13 protein-coding genes are annotated in these 16121 nt (G+C 60.2%); 5 read left to right on the top strand and 8 right to left on the bottom strand.

Annotated features, from left to right (window positions below; translation table 11 throughout):
- Positions 1 to 150: 150 nt before the first annotated feature.
- The 4 genes from cmoB to lon form a co-directional block, all read right to left on the bottom strand.
- Positions 151 to 1107 carry a tRNA 5-methoxyuridine(34)/uridine 5-oxyacetic acid(34) synthase CmoB gene (gene cmoB, locus AB4O12_RS15985; RefSeq protein WP_095181720.1) on the bottom strand — a complete coding sequence of 319 codons (957 nt, stop codon included), beginning with the start codon at positions 1105 to 1107 and terminating at the stop codon, positions 151 to 153.
- Entirely contained in the window at positions 1104 to 1847 is a 744-nt protein-coding gene (gene cmoA / locus AB4O12_RS15980) for a carboxy-S-adenosyl-L-methionine synthase CmoA (protein WP_315435910.1), read from the bottom strand. The genes cmoB and cmoA overlap by 4 nt, the downstream gene beginning before the upstream one ends.
- Positions 1848 to 2042: 195 nt before the next feature.
- On the bottom strand, positions 2043 to 2435 hold the full coding sequence (locus tag AB4O12_RS15975) for a protease inhibitor I42 family protein (RefSeq protein ID WP_252878840.1): 393 nt from the start codon (positions 2433 to 2435) through the stop codon (positions 2043 to 2045).
- Between the two features lie 216 nt (positions 2436 to 2651).
- Positions 2652 to 5066 (bottom strand): endopeptidase La, encoded by a 2415-nt coding sequence (gene lon, locus AB4O12_RS15970; RefSeq protein WP_041479909.1) that lies wholly within the window; start codon positions 5064 to 5066, stop codon positions 2652 to 2654.
- A 396-nt stretch (positions 5067 to 5462) separates the two neighbouring features.
- On the opposite strand from lon, the gene AB4O12_RS15965 reads away from it, so the two are divergent.
- A complete protein-coding gene (locus tag AB4O12_RS15965; protein WP_041479908.1) occupies positions 5463 to 5651 on the top strand; it encodes a hypothetical protein in 189 nt (62 codons plus the stop codon).
- A gap of 205 nt (positions 5652 to 5856) precedes the next feature.
- Here the strand turns inward: AB4O12_RS15965 and AB4O12_RS15960 are convergent, their stop codons facing one another.
- Both AB4O12_RS15960 and AB4O12_RS15955 read right to left on the bottom strand, forming a co-directional pair.
- A complete protein-coding gene (locus AB4O12_RS15960) occupies positions 5857 to 8268 on the bottom strand; it encodes a glucose/quinate/shikimate family membrane-bound PQQ-dependent dehydrogenase (RefSeq protein ID WP_460059067.1) in 2412 nt (803 codons plus the stop codon).
- 222 nt (positions 8269 to 8490) lie between these two features.
- Positions 8491 to 9852, bottom strand: coding sequence for a carbohydrate porin (locus AB4O12_RS15955; RefSeq protein ID WP_056790107.1), 1362 nt, complete (start codon positions 9850 to 9852; stop codon positions 8491 to 8493).
- A 298-nt stretch (positions 9853 to 10150) separates the two neighbouring features.
- Here AB4O12_RS15955 and AB4O12_RS15950 point away from each other — a divergent pair, with 298 nt between their 5' ends.
- Both AB4O12_RS15950 and AB4O12_RS15945 read left to right on the top strand, forming a co-directional pair.
- Entirely contained in the window at positions 10151 to 10381 is a 231-nt protein-coding gene (locus AB4O12_RS15950; protein ID WP_016987543.1) for a VF530 family protein, read from the top strand.
- A gap of 1 nt (position 10382) precedes the next feature.
- Positions 10383 to 11021 carry a Pr6Pr family membrane protein gene (locus AB4O12_RS15945; protein ID WP_095181724.1) on the top strand — a complete coding sequence of 213 codons (639 nt, stop codon included), beginning with the start codon at positions 10383 to 10385 and terminating at the stop codon, positions 11019 to 11021.
- A 121-nt stretch (positions 11022 to 11142) separates the two neighbouring features.
- Here AB4O12_RS15945 and AB4O12_RS15940 read toward each other — a convergent pair whose 3' ends face one another.
- Both AB4O12_RS15940 and AB4O12_RS15935 read right to left on the bottom strand, forming a co-directional pair.
- Positions 11143 to 11928, bottom strand: a complete 786-nt coding sequence (locus AB4O12_RS15940; RefSeq protein WP_056790103.1) for a siderophore-interacting protein — start codon at positions 11926 to 11928, stop codon at positions 11143 to 11145.
- Positions 11925 to 12500: a PadR family transcriptional regulator gene (locus AB4O12_RS15935; RefSeq protein WP_016773362.1), complete on the bottom strand. Its 576-nt coding sequence runs from the start codon at positions 12498 to 12500 to the stop codon at positions 11925 to 11927. The genes AB4O12_RS15940 and AB4O12_RS15935 overlap by 4 nt, the downstream gene beginning before the upstream one ends.
- 495 nt (positions 12501 to 12995) lie before the next feature.
- On the opposite strand from AB4O12_RS15935, the gene AB4O12_RS15930 reads away from it, so the two are divergent.
- Together AB4O12_RS15930 and AB4O12_RS15925 are read left to right on the top strand one after the other, a co-directional pair.
- Complete coding sequence (locus tag AB4O12_RS15930) at positions 12996 to 13484, top strand: CS1 type fimbrial major subunit (protein WP_041479903.1); 489 nt, start codon at positions 12996 to 12998, stop codon at positions 13482 to 13484.
- A gap of 113 nt (positions 13485 to 13597) precedes the next feature.
- Positions 13598 to 16120 carry a TcfC E-set like domain-containing protein gene (locus tag AB4O12_RS15925; RefSeq protein ID WP_460059063.1) on the top strand — a complete coding sequence of 841 codons (2523 nt, stop codon included), beginning with the start codon at positions 13598 to 13600 and terminating at the stop codon, positions 16118 to 16120.
- Position 16121: the final 1 nt, after the last annotated feature.

Here is a 16121-nt window from a genome sequence, read left to right as displayed (position 1 = left end):
GAGGGGACCGACCGAGTTGAATGGACCAAGTCCGCCGACCTGAAATACCGAGTCGGACTCAAGTTTTGAAAAGCTCAACAATCAGCTCCCTCTCCCTGGGGAGAGGGCTGGGGTGAGGGGTAGGCCCACCGCGGTCATGGGAAAATACGCTTACTTCCTGGCGACGATAACTGCCCGCATCGGCGCCGGCAGCCCTTCAATGGTTTTGCTGTGGTCCTCGGGATCAAGAAAATCACTCAGCGACTGATACTTCATCCACTCGGTCCCGCGCTGTTCCTCAACCGTGGTCGTGCTGACATCCACGCAACGAATATCGCTGAAACCCGCCCGTCGCAGCCACAATTCCAGCGCCGGCACCGACGGCAAAAACCACACGTTGCGCATCTGCGCGTAGCGATCTTCCGGCACCAGCACCTGATGCTTGTCGCCTTCGACCACGAGGGTTTCCAGCACCAGTTCGCCGCCCTTGACCAGGCAATCCTTCAGCGCCAGCAAATGCTCGATCGGCGAGCGACGGTGATAGAACACGCCCATGGAAAATACTGTGTCGAAGCCTTCCAGATTCGGCGGCAGGTCTTCGAACGGGAACGGCAGGTGCCAGGCATTCGGCTCGGACAAGTAACGCTGCACCGCCTGGAACTGGCAGAAGAACAGCCAGTTCGGGTCGACCCCGATCACGCTGTCGGCGCCGGCGCCGAGCATGCGCCACATGTAGTAGCCGTTGCCGCAGCCGACATCGAGGATGCGTTTGCCCTTCAGGTCGAGGTGCGGAGAGACCCGCGACCACTTCCAGTCCGAGCGCCATTCGGTGTCGACATGCACACCGAACAGATCGAACGGCCCTTTGCGCCACGGCGACAGGCCCATCAGCGCGGTGCGCATCTGTGCGCGAGTGTCGTCGTCGCAATCGGTGTCGAGTTTCAGGCCGTTGAGCAGGTCGACTTCGCTTGGCTGGATCTTCGGCAAGGCGTCCAGCGCACTTTGCCAGCGCTCCAGATCGCCGTGGCCTTTGTCCATTTTCTTGTCGAGTTGCGCTTGCAGCGTGTTGGCCCATTCGGCCAGCGGTGTACCGGCCAGACGCCGGGCGAGGGGGGACAGGTCAATCATGGCAAGGCAATCAACGAGGCAAAGTTAAGACACTGGAACCACGGCACGACTTTCGAGAACCCGGCGGCCAGCAGGCGTTCGCGGTGTTCTTCGAGGCTGTCGGGCTTCATGACGTTTTCGATGGCGCTGCGTTTCTGGGCGATTTCCAGTTCGCTGTAGCCGTTGGCGCGTTTGAACGCTACGTGCAGGTCGGTGAGCAGGGCGTGTTCTTCGGCATCGTTGAAGCGCAGCTTTTCCGAGAGAATCAGCGCGCCGCCGGGCAACAGTGACTGACGGATGCGCGAGAGCAATTCAGTGCGCTGATCCGGGGCGATGAATTGCAGGGTGAAGTTCAGCGCCACCACCGACGCGGGCTGAAACTCCAGCGCGAGGATATCGCCCTCGATCACCTCGACCGGCAGCAGTTCCTGGAACATCGAATCCTGACCGTTGAGGTATTCGCGACAGCGCTCGACCATCGCCGCCGAGTTATCCACAGCGATGACCCGGCAATCGTCGGTGCGCACATGGCGGCGCAGGGCTTGAGTCACTGCGCCGAGCGACGAGCCGAGGTCGTAGAGCACGCTGTTCGGCTGGGCGAACTGCGCCGCGAGCACGCCGAGGTTTTCGACGATGGTCGGGTAACCCGGCACCGAGCGCTTGATCATGTCCGGGAACACCCGCACCACGTCTTCATTGAAGGCGAAGTCAGGCACCTGGGCCAAAGGCTGGGCGAATAGGCGATCGGGTTCTTTGCTCACGGCGGCGTCCGGCGGTGTCGGTGGAAAAGGCCGGCATTTTAGCCAAAGTGGCGCGGGGATGCTTGGGTTGTCTGATAAAGCACCGAACCGGGTGTAATGCTCGCCGTCTGGGATATGGCTTTCGCGAGCAGGCTCGCTCCCACAGGGGGGGCGCGGTGATCTGTCGGAGCGAGCCTGCTCGCGAAGAAGCTGCAGTCAGTTCACCGAAATGGCGCAGTCGAAGGTCTCAACAGGCAGCACTTCCGGTGCCCACGGTTGTTGCGAGGTCAGGCGCAAACGCCCGGTGCCTGCTGCGAAGGCCTGGAAGCGCCAGGTCGAAACCCCCGCTGCGCCCACCACGCCGGCATCTTCCGGATTGCTGTAAACCTCGGGGCTGAGGGCGCGCAACACGCCGCCAGCTGAATCCTGAATCGCCCAGCGGTAGCCGGTGGTCGGGTTGCTTGGCAGGCTGATGATCAGGTTTTGCCCGATGTTGAGTCGCACGGGACATTCGCTTTGTTTTTCCACAGTCACGTTGTGTTTCGGTTGCGTGGCGCAGGCCGCCAGCAAGGAAAGGGCGAGGGGGAAAAACAGGCGAATGGGGGACATGAGGTCAGCAGCTCCGGCGGTTACGACGAACGGCGAGCATAACTGAAGATGGGACAAAGTGTGACGGTCAGGGAGTTCCGTGTTGGCAGCACTGAAGCCATCGCTGGCAAGCCAGCTCCCACAGGTTTCTCGGTTGACCACAAGATTTGTGGGCACATTGAACATTGTGGGAGCTGGCTTGCCAGCGATAGCGGTACATCAGGCACTACATGATTGTCAGAAGAGCACCTTCGCCACGTCCGCAAACCGCTTGGCAAAGTGCACGGTAATCCCTTCCTTCAGATAATCCGGCAATTCCTCAAAGTTACCCCGGTTCGGTTCCGGCAGAATCAATTCGAAAATCTTCTGCCGGCGCGCTGCGATGACCTTTTCGCGCACGCCGCCGATCGGCAATACATGCCCGGTCAGGGTCAGTTCGCCAGTCATCGCCACGCCTTTTTTCGGCGGCTGATTACGTGCAAGCGAGAGCAGGGCGCTGGCCATGGTCACGCCAGCGCTCGGGCCGTCCTTCGGCGTTGCGCCTTCCGGTACATGCAGGTGGACGAAGGCTTCGTCGAAGAACTTCGCATCACCACCAAATTGCTTGAGGTGCGAGCTGACGTAGCTGTAGGCGATCTCCGCCGATTCCTTCATCACATCGCCCAATTGCCCGGTGAGCTTGAAGCCCCGGTTGAGCGTATGAATCCGCGTGGCCTCGATCGGCAAGGTCGCGCCGCCCATGCTGGTCCAGGCCAGACCGGTAATCACGCCGGTGCCGGACAGCACTTGCTCATTGCGGAACACCGGATGGCCCAGCGAGGCTTCGAGGTCTTTCGGCCCGAGTTTGATCACCGCTTTCGGATCGTCGATCAGCTTCATCACCGCTTTGCGCACCAGTTTTCCCATCTGCTTTTCCAGCTGACGCACGCCGGCTTCGCGGGCATAGCCATCGATCAGTGCTTTGAGCGCGCTGTCGCTGATGCTCAGGCTGCCTTTCGATACTCCGGCCTTTTCCAGCAGTTTCGGCCACAAGTGACGCTTGGCGATGGCGACTTTTTCTTCAGTGATGTAGCCGGACAGGCGAATCACTTCCATCCGGTCCAGCAACGGGCCGGGGATCGAATCGAGGGTGTTGGCGGTGCAGACGAAAAGGACCTTCGACAGATCCATGCGCAGGTCGAGGTAGTGGTCGAGGAATTCAACGTTCTGCTCAGGATCGAGGGTTTCCAGTAGCGCCGAGGCCGGGTCACCCTGGTAGCTCTGGCCCATCTTGTCGATCTCGTCGAGCATGATCACCGGGTTCATCACTTCGACGTCTTTCAACGCCTGCACCAGTTTGCCCGGTTGGGCGCCGATGTAGGTGCGGCGGTGGCCCTTGATTTCGGCCTCGTCGCGCATGCCGCCGACGCTGAAGCGGTAGAACGGCCGCCCGAGGGATTCGGCGATGGATTTGCCGACGCTGGTTTTACCCACGCCCGGTGGGCCGACCAGCAACACGATCGAGCCGCTGATCTCGCCTTTGTAAGCTCCAACGGCGAGGAATTCGAGGATGCGATCCTTGATGTCGTCCAGACCCGCATGGTGCTTGTCGAGGATTTTGCGTGCGTGCTTGAGGTCGAGTTTGTCCTCGCCGTACACGCCCCACGGCACTGATGTTGCCCAGTCCAGATAATTGCGTGTGACCGCGTACTCCGGCGAGCCGGTTTCGAGGATCGACAGTTTGTGGGTTTCTTCCTCGAGGCGCTTCTGCACTTGCGCCGGCAGGGTTTTGCCTTCGAGGCGCTGCTGGAACTGTTCGAGGTCGGCGCTGCGGTCGTCCTTGGTCAGGCCGAGTTCCTGCTGGATGACCTTGAGTTGCTCCTTGAGGAAGAACTCACGCTGATGCTCGCCGATCTTGCGGTTGACTTCGGCGGAAATTTCTTTCTGCAGGCGCGCGACTTCGACTTCCTTGCGCAGCATCGGCAGGACTTTTTCCATGCGCTTGAGCATCGGCACGCAGTCGAGCACTTCTTGCAGCTCGGGGCCGGTGGCGGAGGTCAGCGCGGCGGCGAAGTCGGTCAGCGGCGACGGGTCGTTGGGGCTGAAGCGGTTGAGGTAGTTCTTCAGCTCTTCGCTGTACAGCGGGTTGAGCGGCAACAATTCCTTGATCGCATTGATCAGCGCCATGCCGTAGGCCTTGACCTCGTCGGTCGGCTCGGTGGGCTGGTGCGGGTATTCGACTTCGACCAGGTACGGCGGGCGATGGTGCTTGAGCCAGGTCTTGATGCGCACGCGGCTCAGGCCCTGGGCGACGAATTGCAGTTTGCCGTTTTCGCGGCTGGCGTGGTGCACCTTGACCAGCGTGCCGTATTCGGGGAGGGCGCCGGTGTCGAAGTGGCGCGGGTCTTCCTGGGGCGTGTCCATGAAGAACAGGGCCAGGGAGTGGTGTTCGGATTTGCTGACCAGTTCGAGGGTCTCGGCCCACGGTTCTTCGTTGACGATGACCGGCAGGACCTGGGCCGGGAAGAACGGACGGTTGTGGATCGGAATGATGTAGACCTTGTCCGGCAGGTTTTGCCCGGGCAGCGCCAGGCCGGTGCCGGAGGAGGTGTGTTCGATGTGGTCGTTTTCGTAATCGTCGTGGTTGTCCGGGCGATCTTGCTGGTCGGTCATGGGGCACCTGCGCAATGGGGTATGGGGTGTTAGATGGGGCAGGGGTGGGGTGGTTTCAATGGGGCGGGTGTGTTTCTGCTTGTGTGTTCAGGTTTGCAAAGTTTTTCACCTTGTTAACCTTGGCGGCCGTTGGGCCGGTGGCAAGATCCTTCAGGTCGGCACGGATGCCTAGTGGAATCTAACAATGTCTGTGCATAACTAGCGAAAAACGCGAGTGTTGGTTAGCTTTTACTATTAAATGGAGTTTTGATGGGTTCCGTTCGGCTTATTTCGAACTGGCCTTGAGCCCCTGTAATTTCTGACAGTAGACAACTGACTCAATCGTCCGAAGATTGCAGTTCAATCTCGAACGCCAGAGAGGTGTTCGAGAATTTACCAACGTCAAGGAATCGAACCATGAGTCATACCGATACGAAATACAGGGATTTCATCATTCGCGAATATTCTTCCGACACGCCGGGTTTGCGTTTCCAGGTGATCTACAGCGAAACGGATAAGAGTTTGTTGCTGGAAACCCGCAAGCATGCCGAGCAACTGATCATCGATCGATTGCAACGGATGGCAAATGGAGGAAAAGCCTTTTGATTCTGTCGGGTCACGCTGACGACAAGCGTTCGAAGGTTGCGATCTTTTGATTTTTTCTTGAAAGCACCGAATTGCCCAAGGCGAAGTGGACAGACTTCATTGATGCCATACACCTTGGTGCGAATGGAGCATGTTGGGCACGCCTCCATGCAAAAAGGCGCCACCCCTCACAGGGTGGCGCCTTCTTTTTTACCGCCGCTACCGCTTATTCCGGCAGTTTGTACGCAATGATGTAGTCACCCATCTTGGTGCCCAGCGAGCCGTGACCGCCAACAACGAGCAGCACGTATTGCTTGCCGTCCTTGCCGGTGTAGGTCATCGGAGTCGCTTGGCCGCCTGCTGGCAGGCGCGATTTCCACAGTTCTTTACCGGTATTCACGTCATAGGCGCGCAGGTACTGGTCGAGGGTGCCGCTGAGGAAGCCGACGCCGCCGGCAGTGACCATCGAACCGCCCATGCTCGGTACGCCGAGGGTGAAGCCGATCGGGATTGGCGAGCTGTCGCGGCTGGTGCCGTTCTTGCGTTTCCACACGACTTTGCCGGTGGTCAGGTCGATACCGGCGACGTAGCCCCAGGCCGGGGCCTGGCACGGTACGCCGAGTGGCGACATGAACGGGTGCATGATCACCGCGTATGGCGCGCCAGTGTTTGGCTGCACGCCCGAGGTTTCGCTCTCGCGCTTGCTGCCGGCTTCGACTTGCTCGCGTGGCACCATTTTCGAGACGAACGCCATGTAGTTCGGGCTGGTGAACAGCAGTTGGCGAACCGGGTCGACCGAGACGCCGCCCCAGTTGAACACGCCGACGTTACCCGGATAGATCAGGCTGCCCTGTTCCGATGGCGGGGTGTACTGACCTTCGTAACGCAGTTCCTTGAACTGGATGCGGCACAGCATCTGGTCGAACGGGCTGGCGCCCCACATGGCTTTTTCGGTCAGTTCCGGGGCCAGCAGGTTGAGGTCCGAACGGGCCTGGGTCGGTGCGGTGTGGTCGCCTTTCACGGCGCCCTGCGGAACCGGGATTTCCTTGATCGGAATGATCGGCGTGCCGTCACGACGGTCGAGGACGTACAGGCTGCCCTGTTTGGTCGGGGCGATCAGCGCAGGTTTCACGCCGTCGGCGGTTTTCATGTCGAGCAGGGTTGGCTGGCTGCCCACGTCCATGTCCCACAGGTCGTGGTGGGTGAACTGGTAGTTCCAGCGCACTTTACCGGTAGCCAGGTCCAACGCGACGAGGCCGGCGCTGAATTTCTCGGCGCCCGGGGTGCGGTTGCCGCCCCATTGGTCAGGGGTCTGGTTGCCCAGTGGCAGGTAGACCATGCCGAGTTTTTCATCGACGCTGGCCAGCGACCACATGTTCGCCGAGTTGCGGCTGTAGGTTTCGCCCGGAGCCAATGGCTCGGTGGCGTCCGGCTTGTCGCTGTCCCAGTTCCACACCAGGTGACCGTCGCGCACGTCGAAGGCGCGGATCACGCCCGATGGCTCGTTGGTCGATTCGTTGTCGGTAACGTGACCGCCCATGATCACCAGATCACGGGTAATCGCTGCTGGCGAGGTGGAGTAGTAGCCGCCGGCGGTGAACGGGCCGATGCCTTGGGTCAGGTCGACCACGCCGTTGGTGCCGAAGCCTTCGCAGATCTTGCCGGTGTCGGCGTTCAGTGCGATCAGGCGGGCATCAGCAGTTGGCAGGTACAGGCGACGCGGGCAGGCCTGAGCAACGGCCTGGCCGGCTTCAGAGATGACAGCGGAACCGGCATTTTCAGACTTGGCATAGGCGGCTTCGTCGTAGTACGACACGCCACGGCAGGTCATGTGGGCGAAGCCCTTGAAGCCGACCGGGCTCTTGATCTGTGGATCGAAGCGCCAGATTTCCTTGCCGGTGTCCGGGTCCAGTGCCAGCACTTTGCTGTGCGCGGTGCAGGCGTAGACCATGCCGTTGGCTTTGAGCGGGGTGTTTTCGTTGGTCAGCTCGACCGGGTCATCCGCAGTTGGCAGGTCGCCGGTCTGGATGCGCCAGGCTTCTTGCAGCTTGCCGACATTTTCCGGGGTGATCTGCTTGAGCGGCGAGTAGCGGTCACCGAACTCGGTGCGACCGTAGGCCTGCCAGTCGCCATCCGGCATGGCCGGTGCAGTGCTGGTCATGTCGGCGCTGTCGCGGTCCAGTTCACCGAAGGTTTCGCCCGGGTGGGTGAAGAGGCTGGCCAGGGCGGTAACGCCGGCCAGGATCACCGCCACGGTCAGACCGCCAGTGCCGATTTTCGCCGGGCCGTTGAGCAGCAGCGGACGACGGAACCATGGCAGCAGCATCACGAAGCCGAGGACAAACCACAGCGCCAGACGCGGCACCAGTTGCCACCAGTCCAGACCGACTTCCCACAATGCCCACACGGTGCTGGCAAACAGCACGATGGCGTACAGCCCCAGTGCCGCGCGGCGGCGCATCAGCAGCAGAATGCCGCTCAGCGCGATGCCGATACCGGCCAGCAGATAGTAAAGCGAGCCGCCGAGCATGCTCAGCTTGACTCCCCCGGCCAGCATGGCCAGGCCCATCAGTAGAAGCAGGATGCCGAGCAGGCCCGGTAGCAGACGGCCCCGACTCGAAGCACTTTCGGTGCTCATAGTGTGATTCTCCGTGACGTTTATGTAGTCCCGCGCTGTAGTCACTTTAGATGACGATCTGGCGCAGGCATGGTTCAGATAAAAACTTGTTCGGCTAACGAATTTCATGGATCCCTGTGGGAGCTGGCTTGCCAGCGATGGCGATTGCACATCCAACACTGAAATCGCCAGACAGATTGCTATCGCTGGCAAGCCAGCTCCCACAGGGCCTTGTGGCGTTTTTTAGAACGACGACTGGATCTTGATCCCGCCGATCAGGGCGTCGTCGACGTCGTTCACGCCACCGGGATGGCGGATGTATTGCAGGTTGGGGCGCACGGTCAGCCAGTTGGTCACGTGCACGCCGTAATACAGCTCGGCGCTGTATTCGGTGTCCTGCGGTGGCAGGAACGCCGGATTGTCGTAGTCGTAGACGGCGTTGGCGCGGTTGCTCGCCTCGGCGTTCTTGCGATAGGCCGGGTTGACGTGCACACGCGCGAGGGCGAAACCGATGTCATCTTTGGCGCGGGCGTCGAACGGGCCTTTGTAGGTCAGGCCGGCCTGCACGTAGTTGTCGATGGCGTTGGTTTTCTTGTCATGCATCGTCGCGTTGGCGAACAGGCTCAAACCACGGGAGTGGTCGCTAGCGATGCTGGTGACTTGCTGCTGAATGCCCAGCCATACGCCGTGCTTGCTCGAGGCACTGCGATAGGCTTCGCCGCTCAGCGCTGCCGGTTGGTCATTGCGGTCTTTATAGACGTCAGAGGCCTTGGCATTGCTGTAGTAATAACCGGCGCGGTATTCGCCCGGCAGACCGTTGAGCTTCGGCGTCCACACCAGTTCGACCGGCAGGATCGCGCCTTGCGTGCCGCTGCCGCTGAGTTTGAAGCCGTTGCCGCGATCGAGGTTCGACGGGTTCTGCTCGTAGGCGCCGACCTGCGCGTACAGCTCGGGCGTCAGGTGATATTTGACCCGCAGCGCCCATTGGCTGACCGGCCAGTTGTACCAGATGCCGCCGACCCAGTTGCCGACCTGCGAGCCGCAGAAGGCCAGGTTCTGGAAGTCGCAAGGGAAGCTGTTGAAGTCTTCGCCTTCGCCGAAACGGCCGACCTTGATATCGAGCTTCTGATCGAAGAATTTCTGCTGATACCACATCTGCGTCAGGCGAGTGGTCTGGCCACGACCCCAGACTTCCTGGGCGGAAGTGAAGCCGCCAACGCGCGGGTCGTTGATGCGGTCGTTGCTGATGTTGTTGCCACTGCGCTTGGTGATGGTCAGCTGAAATTCAGCGTCGTTCCAACCGAGGATCTTTTGCAGATCCAGATGGGTGCCGAGGCCGAACTGGTCGCTGTAGCGGGCAGTGCGGTCGTGGTCATAGCCGCCGTGCAGATTGCTGCCCATTTCGCCGGTGTAATCGAGTTTGAAGTCGTAGCCTTTTTCCGCAAGTTCCGTGCGCGTGCCGTTCCAGTCACCAAGCATGTACGGTGATTCACTGTCGAAGGCCGGCGCCGCGTGGGCGCAAGTGGCAAGGCCGAGGGCGGTGCAGCCGCCAAGGGTGCGCAGGGCAGAGATAGCGCTGTCTCGGGAGAAGGAAAAGTCAGGCATGAAGAAGTCTTTTTTTGATGTTTTCAGGTGCAGGCCGAACGCTTCAGATTGTCGCAGGCAGTGAAGCGTTTCAGCGGAAGGGCGGCAGGATAATGATCTGTAACAAATTGAGAAAGCGCTTTTGCAGACATGCAGCGTTTCGGATTTGGTAACAGTGCGGCAAACGGGCGCATTGTGAGTCGGGCCACAGCCTGCGATCTTCCCGGGTTGGCCTACATTTGCAGGAAGGCCTTCCACCTGCTCTGCCCCTCGGCTAAGGTGCGCGGCTTCTGCATATCACTTCGCCCAAAGGCCCGGCATGAACGAACAAACCCCCGATCCGCTGCACGGCGTGACCCTTGAACAGATCCTCAATGCACTGGTGACTCACTACGAGTGGTCGGGGCTGGCCGAGCGTATCGACATCCGTTGCTTCAAGAGCGATCCGAGCATCAAGTCGAGCCTGACCTTCCTGCGTAAAACCCCGTGGGCGCGGGAAAAGGTCGAGCGCCTGTACGTTAAGCTGATGCGCACCAAGCGACCGCTCTGAGATGGACAGCGCGAGGCGCCGACGCCTGATCACCGGCCTGGCCGTGTTGGGCTGGGCCGGATTGACGATTCAGCTGTACCTGATCTTCTTCGCACGATTGAGCATCGGCGCCAGCCTGCTGGGCGGGCTGGTGAGTTTTTTCAGCTACTTCACCATATTGACCAACACCTTGGTGGCGACGGTGTTGACCTGCGCGGTCACCGAGCGCGAATCCGCCGCACGGCGCTGGTTTCTGCAACCGTGGGTCAGCAGTGGAATCGCGGTGAGTATCGCCGTCGTCGGTCTGGCCTACAGCATTCTGTTACGGCATTTGTGGCACCCCGAAGGCTGGCAGTTTGTTGCCGATGAGTTGCTCCACGACGTCATGCCATTGCTGTTTCTCGGCTATTGGTGGCGCTGCGTCCCCAAAGGCACGTTGCGCCTGTGGCATCTGCCGCTGTGGCTGATCTATCCGCTGGTGTACTTCATCTATGCCTTGCTGCGCGGGCATCTGCTCGGCGCCTATGCGTACCCGTTCATTGATGTGGCGGTGTTGGGTTATCCACAGGTGCTGGCGAATGCCGGGGGGATATTGGTGGGGTTTGTGTTGGTGGGGGTGCTGATTATCGGCCTCGACCGCAAATTGTCCGCACGAAGTTGAGATCCAGTGTGGGAGCGAGCCTGCTCGCGAATGCGGTGCGTCAGCCAGCAAATCTTTCGACTGTGCCGATGCCTTCGCGAGCAGGCTCGCTCCCACAAGGGTGATATGGGTCAGGAAGAGATCACTCTTCCTCAGAGCCCTCGGCGCGCCAGTAGCCGACCGCCTTGATGAACTGTTCATCGAGCCCATGCTCATCGATCAGGACCCGGCGGATCTGCCGTGAGACCTTGGTTTCGGTCGCCACCCATGCGTACAGATTGCCCTTGGGCACCTGCAATTGCTTGACGGTAGCCAGCAGGTTGTCCTTGCCGCCTTCGCGCAGCACCCAGATCACATTGAACGGCGCTGCGCTTTCCAGCACTTGCTGCTCAGCGCCGTTTTCCACTTCGATCACCACCAGCGCCTTGCGATTCGCCGCGAGGTGTTCGAGGCGGCGGGCGATGGCGGGGAGGGCGGTTTCGTCGCCGATCAGCAGATAGCTGTCGAAGATGTCCGGCACGATCATCGACCCGCGTGGCCCGCCGATGTGCAGGAACTGCCCCGGTTGTGCCTGCTCGGCCCATGTCGAGGCGGGGCCGTCGCCGTGCAGGACGAAATCGATGTCCAGCTCCATTTTTTCCAGGTCGTAACGACGTGGGGTGTAGTCGCGCATCTCGGGCATCGGCCCGTTGTCCTTGCCGGCGCCCAGTTGCATCGTCTCCAGCGCCGCCGCTTGTTCGGCGTTCTGCGGGAACAGCAGTTTGACGTGATCGTCCGTGCCCAGGCTGATGAACCCGGCCAGTTCCGGCCCGCCGAGGGTGATGCGGCGCATGCGTGGGGTCAGGTCGGTGACGCGCAGCACTTCAAGCTTGCGCCGTTTGATTTCGTGCATCACGCGGTGAATGGTTTGAGTATCGACTGCAGTCATTCGGCTTTCTCCGTGGCAGGTTGAACGGCAGGGCCGTCGACGATGGCTTTGGCGGTGTCGTTGAGCAGGTCGCGCACGCGCAGGATTTCCTCGGCGCTCCAGCGCCCGTGGTGCAGCTGCAAGGCATGGCGCAGGTTGTGCACCGCTTCGTGGATTTCCGGCGGACGATCATGGCCGCGCAGCGAGCGCTTGCTGACGTCAATGCGCATGCGTACGCCGTCGAGCGCCACCGCTTGTTCACTTAAAGACAAACGACCGGCGTCGGTGACGCTGTAACGCTTTTTGCCGGCCTCGGCATCACCGGCAATCAAATCGCTCTCTTCCAGAAAGGTCAGGGTCGGGTAGATCACCCCGGGGCTCGGGCTGTAAGCGCCATCGAACATGCCTTCGATCTGGCGGATCAGGTCGTAGCCGTGGCAGGGCTGCTCGGCGATCAGCGCCAGCAACAGCAATTTCAAGTCACCGGGGGCAAAAACTCGCGGGCCGCGACCGCCGCGTTCGCGACCGGGGCGTTTCTCGAAGCCGTCGCGGCCATCGCCGTGCTCGCGATGGGGGGAATGATGGTCTCTCATTTCGCTTCTCTCTCGTCGTATTTAGATACAACTTAAGATATATCTTAATGGTTGCGCAAGACGTTTTTGGCCTTGTCCTGAGCCTGACGGACGAGCGGTCAAAGTGAAAAAGAGCCGAAAAAAGTTTTTTGATCAATAAATCAAAGCGGTGACCGTAAAGTTAAAGTTATCGCTCTAGTTGTACTTGAGTATATGTTCTAATTCCTCGCAAGTTACCGCGTTAAAGCGGCTAAGTTGCTGTATGGTTTTTTGCCTGTAACTGTGTGTAGGGCGCAACTTACAGCGAATGTTGCAAGTATCTGTTTTTTGTTCTTTTTTCTGGCGGGGTGTGAGGTTGTTTAACTACGAGTTTGTCGGAAGTTGCCTGCTTACATTCCAGAGGCAACAGCCGATGATGCCCGCCATTGAAAGTTCAAGTTGCTCTGGCGGTCGATGAGCAAATGGTTTGTGAACTTTCAATGACACCCCCTATATAAAGCAAACAGGTACTGAACGATGTTCAAGAAAATCGCAATCGCTGCTCCACTGGCTCTTCTGGCAATGTCCTCCACTGCCTTCGCTGCGGGCGAAGCGTCGCACTCCATCAGCCTGATCGCTCATGTGCCAACCAACGGTTTCTATGTGGTGCCGACTGATCCGGATCTGGTCAACAAAGACCAGGACATGAGCTATCAGCCGACCACCGGCAAGATGGCCGACGTCAACGGTTTCTTCGATGTGCGCAATAACAACGGTTCGGTTCACGCCAGTCTGGAAAGCCTGCCGAAACTGGTTGCCGGCAATACCTCGATCGACCTGCAGGTCATGCTCAACAACAAGGAACTGACCCTGACCCCGCAAATGGTCGTCGGTGAATCCGAGTCGGATGTGAACTACCGCGCCCCGCTGAAAATCTCCGCCAAAGGCAGCAACTTCCAGCCGGGTGACTACACCGGTTCCGTGGCGATGATCTTCGACGCCGTGCCACCGGTTGGCGGCAACTGATCGACTGATCAGGTCCAAAACGCTCGCTTTTCAGCAGTGGCGTCAACCGACGGGGCAGGCAGTGATGTTTGCCCCGACGGACTTTCATTGTCAGTCAATCAGAGTACGAGTTCATGTTCCCGATGACACCCATCGCGGCTGCGCTTGCGCTGTTGTTTTGTGCCAGCGCAGCCGTCGCATCCAACACCGCCGGTACGACGCCACGCAGTTTGCTGGCGCAGGCCAAAGGCTTGCCAGCGGATTTCGAGGAGCATTTCTTTGATGTGCCTCTGGCGGTGCGGGTCGAAGTCGACCAACAGTCGTTGGGTGAGGCCATGGTGGTGTTGTCCCGCGATGATCGCATCACCCTTCTCGAATTCACCGACACCAGCGAAAACCGCTTCGGCCCCGCTGAACGGGAAAAATGGGCAAGCTACCTCAAACCCGGCGTGCCATTAGGTGCGTGCAGCGGTTCCTGCCCCGACCAGTTTCTCGCGGTGCATTACAACCTGGAAAGTTCGCTGGTATCGATCGTCACCGAAAACGCCGAACGCGACCTTCAAGCCAAGCGTTATTACGAGCAACCGAGCGGTGGTAGCAGCGGCCTGATGGTGCGCAACCAGCTCAACCTGAACGGTGGCCAGGATCAGGACCTCGGCGGACGCTTCGGCCTGGAAGCCAGTTCAAGCCTGGGCAACTGGAGCCAGACGCTGAATCTGCAATTGGCCCGGCTCGGCGGCCCCGACGACAAGCTCTACCACGCCGTGCACGAGCTGCACACCCAGCGCGAACTGCAAGGCAGCTTCTTGCGCCTGGGCTATTTCACCCCCAATTCCGAAGGACTCACGCGCCAGCCGCGCACGTTTGGCACCAGCCCCGATACGGCGGTCGGCCTCATGTACGGCAGCTCCGACAGCCTCGCGATCAACAGCCCGATGCCCAGCGTTTACCCGATCTACGTGACAGCCAACCGGCAGGGTTCGGTGGAGATCTGGCGCGACGGTCTGTTGATCAATACCCAATCGGTGCCGGCCGGTTTGCAGACCCTCGACACCCGGCCGCTGCCCGGCGGTATTTATGAAGTGGAAGTGCGCCTGATCGAAGACGGCCAGATCACCTCCACCACCCAAGAGTTGGTGTACAAGCCCAGCAACTGGCGCAACCTTGACGAACGCTGGCGCTACAACGTGTTTGCCGGTGAAGAAAGCAAACTGCTGAGCAACTGGGACACGCAATCGAGCGGCAGTCCCACCGCCGGTGCGGCGGTCAATTACCTGCTGCACCCACGGGTGATTGTCGGCGCGTCGGCGCGGCAGATCCGCGAAAAACTGCAATACGGTACTTCCATCGACTGGACCCTGGCCAACCACGTCAGCCTGTATGCCAATGTCTACAAGACCGAGGATTACGGCACCGGTCTGGACCTGCAAAGCCTTTACAACTATGGCGCGGGCAGTCTGGTGATCAGCCACAACCGCAGCTGGCTCGACACCACCAACACCTACGACACGCTGCCGGACGGCACGCGCGTTCGTCCACGTAACGTGTTTGTCGGCCAGACCAGCAATTCGTCGCTGGCGCTCAACCATCGGCTGAGCAGCAAGAGTTCGGTCAATGCCCGGGTCTCGCACAGCGAAGGCAATGTCGAAGGCGTGGGCGTGGATCTGGGCTGGACCCAGCGCGCCGTATTGCTGGGCAGTGATGCCAGTTGGCGCCTGTCGGTCTTTGATCGCCCGGGCAGTTTCAGCAGTGGCGATGCGCGCAATCGCGGCGTCGATCTGAGCATCAACCTGGCGTTGGGCGCTCCCGGTCAGCAGCTCACCGGCAGCATCGGTTCACGCACGGCCCGCGACGGCAAACGCGACAACAATGCTTCGCTCGGCTGGCGCAAGGATTTCAAGGATCACGTGCTGCAAAGCGTCTCGGTGACGGCGCTTACCGACACTTACGGCCTGGGCATGTCGAGCCTGACCAATTTCCGCACCGACGCGGTAAACGGCGACGCCTTCGTCCAGCGCTCTTCCTACAACGGCAACTTCACTGGCGGGCTCAACCTCGACAGCACACTGGTGGTCGGCGGCGAAAAGATGCTGCTGACCAGCCAGAGCGACGTGCGCGGTGCGGGAATGATCGTCGACGTCGAGTCGGATATTGACGACATCGTCCTGCGGGCTGACGACTACAGCGGCGGCGGTGCCGCGCTGAAGCCGGGGCGCAATTTCATTCCGATCACCGCTTATCAGAACAGCTCGGTGAGCTTCGACTTCGAAGGCAACACCGTACCGGCCGCCACCATCGAACCGGCGCGAACCCGCTATCACCTGAACAAGGGCGGCATCGAGTATCGCAAGGTTCGCGTGATGAAAACCCTCACCGTGCTCGGTCGCCTGGTCGATGCAAGCGGGCGGCCGCTCAAGGGCCACCACGTGATCAACCACGCCAGCCGTGGCGTGACCGAAGTCGACGGTTTCTTCTCGATGGAAATGAACGCCGGTTCACCCACCCTGGAAGTGCGCCAGGGCAACCAGTTGTTGTGTCAGTTCCGCTTGAACGAGGCCGACCACCGCAGCGAAAACGACGTGTTGATGATCGGCGATCTGCGTTGCACCCCAGACACCCTCGCCGACGTCACTACCACCGAAATGAAGGCAGGCTGAG

It is taken from the genome of Pseudomonas sp. S2_A05 (genome assembly GCF_054668485.1).
This window is presented reverse-complemented; position numbering and strand designations above follow the sequence as displayed.

What these genes read in the sequence shown, in the direction of transcription:
- cmoB (WP_095181720.1), bottom strand. Translation starts at nt 1,107, where the DNA reads ATGATTGACCTGTCCCCCCTCGCCCGGCGTCTGGCCGGTACACCGCTG.
- AB4O12_RS15975 (WP_252878840.1), bottom strand. Translation starts at nt 2,435, where the DNA reads ATGTCCCCCATTCGCCTGTTTTTCCCCCTCGCCCTTTCCTTGCTGGCG.
- lon (WP_041479909.1), bottom strand. Translation starts at nt 5,066, where the DNA reads ATGACCGACCAGCAAGATCGCCCGGACAACCACGACGATTACGAAAAC.
- AB4O12_RS15965 (WP_041479908.1), top strand. Translation starts at nt 5,463, where the DNA reads ATGAGTCATACCGATACGAAATACAGGGATTTCATCATTCGCGAATAT.
- AB4O12_RS15960 (WP_460059067.1), bottom strand. Translation starts at nt 8,268, where the DNA reads ATGAGCACCGAAAGTGCTTCGAGTCGGGGCCGTCTGCTACCGGGCCTG.
- AB4O12_RS15955 (WP_056790107.1), bottom strand. Translation starts at nt 9,852, where the DNA reads ATGCCTGACTTTTCCTTCTCCCGAGACAGCGCTATCTCTGCCCTGCGC.
- AB4O12_RS15950 (WP_016987543.1), top strand. Translation starts at nt 10,151, where the DNA reads ATGAACGAACAAACCCCCGATCCGCTGCACGGCGTGACCCTTGAACAG.
- AB4O12_RS15945 (WP_095181724.1), top strand. Translation starts at nt 10,383, where the DNA reads ATGGACAGCGCGAGGCGCCGACGCCTGATCACCGGCCTGGCCGTGTTG.
- AB4O12_RS15940 (WP_056790103.1), bottom strand. Translation starts at nt 11,928, where the DNA reads ATGACTGCAGTCGATACTCAAACCATTCACCGCGTGATGCACGAAATC.
- AB4O12_RS15935 (WP_016773362.1), bottom strand. Translation starts at nt 12,500, where the DNA reads ATGAGAGACCATCATTCCCCCCATCGCGAGCACGGCGATGGCCGCGAC.
- AB4O12_RS15930 (WP_041479903.1), top strand. Translation starts at nt 12,996, where the DNA reads ATGTTCAAGAAAATCGCAATCGCTGCTCCACTGGCTCTTCTGGCAATG.
- AB4O12_RS15925 (WP_460059063.1), top strand. Translation starts at nt 13,598, where the DNA reads ATGTTCCCGATGACACCCATCGCGGCTGCGCTTGCGCTGTTGTTTTGT.